The sequence below is a fragment of the Streptomyces torulosus genome (assembly GCF_001419765.1).
Taxonomy (GTDB): domain Bacteria; phylum Actinomycetota; class Actinomycetes; order Streptomycetales; family Streptomycetaceae; genus Streptomyces; species Streptomyces torulosus.
Genome location: NZ_LIRK01001029.1, coordinates 1 through 1,649 on the forward strand (window position 1 = coordinate 1; position 1,649 = coordinate 1,649).

The following is a 1,649-nucleotide window of genomic DNA, read 5'->3' on the forward strand; positions in this document are numbered from 1 at the left end:
GGCGGTGGGTCGCGCTCGGCGGCGGGGGATACGCGGTGGTGGACGTGGTGCCGCGGTCCTGGACCCATCTCGTGGGGATCGTGGCCGGGCGGGAGATCGCGCCGGAGACCATGATTCCCGAGGAGTGGCGGCAGCAGGTCTTCGCGCGGACGCGGCAGTTGGCGCCGGTGCGGATGACCGACGGGCGGTGGCCCGTGGAGTGGGCCGGCTGGGAGGCCGGGTACGACCCCGCGGACCGGCTGGACCAGGCCGTGCTGGCCGCGCGCAAGGCGGTCTTCCCGCTGCGGGGGTTGCTGCCGTAGAGGCGGCGGCCGTTAGGCCAACTGTGTGGTTCGGCCAGGGATTCCGGTGGTGGCGTGGGGCGGGTGCGTCAGCATCGGGGTGTGTGGAGTGCGGGGGCGTTGCGGGCTCATCTGGTGGCGGTCGGGCTGGCCGGGAGGGTGGCCACCTCGCGGGAGTCGAGCCTGCGGAGCTACCGGCTGTTCGCGGCCCGCGATCCTCGGTTTCTGATCGGGCTTGATCCAGAAATGACCTGGCGGCAGCCGGATGTGCTCGGTTTGATGGCCCGGAAGTGCGGGGTTTCGGCCGACCCGGGGTGTACGACCGGGCAGGATGTGATCGACCCGCGGTTCACCCTGGCGGCGCTGGACCGGTTCGCGGAGCGGCTCGCGGCGGTCGCTCGCCGTGGTGGACCGGTGCTCCTCGGCACCGGGCACCCGCATCGGCTGATCGGCTTCTACGGCGCTCTCGCGGACGCTTTGTCGGCGGCGGGATGTGAGGTCCTCACCCCAGCGACGGGTAGACGTGTCGACATAACGACCCGGTTCGGTCTACGCACGTACAACCTCGACTACGTACGAGGTGTCTCCGTGGTCCGGGAGGCGACCGCTTCGCGCTCCCGTTGTGCGACCGGCGTGCACACGCATTCGCCGCTCCCGATCCGGACGGTTCTGGCGGCCGCCGCGGAGGGTGGCGGGCCCCTCCCGGAACTCGTCGTCGGGGACCACGGCTGGGTCTGCGGGGCAGGTCAGCTGGGGTTCGAGGCGATCGGGCTGGCCGACACGGACGATCCGGCGCCCTTCGTGGGTGAGGCCGAGGGGCGGGTGTCCGTCGTCGTTCCACTTGATGACGGTGTGCGGTCTGATTACTACCGACCGCTGACCCGCTACGTACTCAATCGGGCGTGTCTGTCACAGTAGGCCGCCGATGGCATCCCCTCTTCCCCACTCGCATCACCCGCCCCTACATTGGGGAGTGAGCACGCAGCGACGAAGAGTCACCGGAAGGGGAAGCCGGTGGCCGTCGAGTGCGGAAGGTTCAGGTGTGTCATGGCTGCAGCTGGCGAGAGGCCTCTGAACGAGGTTCAGTTCCTGACCGTGGCGGAAGTCGCCTCGGTGATGCGAGTGTCGAAGATGACCGTGTACCGGTTGGTGCACAGCGGTCATCTGCCGGCGATCCGGGTGGGCAGGTCCTTCCGGGTGCCGGAGCAAGCGGTTCACGAGTACCTCCGCGAGAGCTACGTGGGGGTGGAGACTGCCTGACGGTCATCGGGTCCAGGAGTTCCCGGAGGCCCCGCGGGGCCTCCGGGATACCCCTGGTTCACCCTCGATTACGACCTCAGCGCTCGGGCGGGTAGGCTGGCCCCTCGT

At 69.7% G+C, this 1,649-nt stretch carries 2 protein-coding genes and 1 pseudogene; all 3 read left to right on the plus strand.

Annotated features, from left to right (window positions below; genetic code table 11):
- Positions 1 to 302, plus strand: a pseudogene (locus AOK23_RS43765) (acetoin utilization protein AcuC); the annotation flags it as partial.
- Positions 303 to 383: 81 nt separating this feature from the next.
- Positions 384 to 1,199, plus strand: coding sequence for a phosphatase (locus tag AOK23_RS43770; protein ID WP_055717899.1), 816 nt, complete (start codon positions 384 to 386; stop codon positions 1,197 to 1,199).
- A gap of 129 nt (positions 1,200 to 1,328) precedes the next feature.
- A complete protein-coding gene (locus AOK23_RS43775) occupies positions 1,329 to 1,541 on the plus strand; it encodes a helix-turn-helix domain-containing protein (RefSeq protein WP_004984898.1) in 213 nt (70 codons plus the stop codon).
- Positions 1,542 to 1,649: the final 108 nt, after the last annotated feature.

Coding starts and splice junctions, on each gene's coding strand:
- AOK23_RS43775 (WP_004984898.1), top strand. CDS start 1,329: ATGGCTGCAGCTGGCGAGAGGCCTCTGAACGAGGTTCAGTTCCTGACC.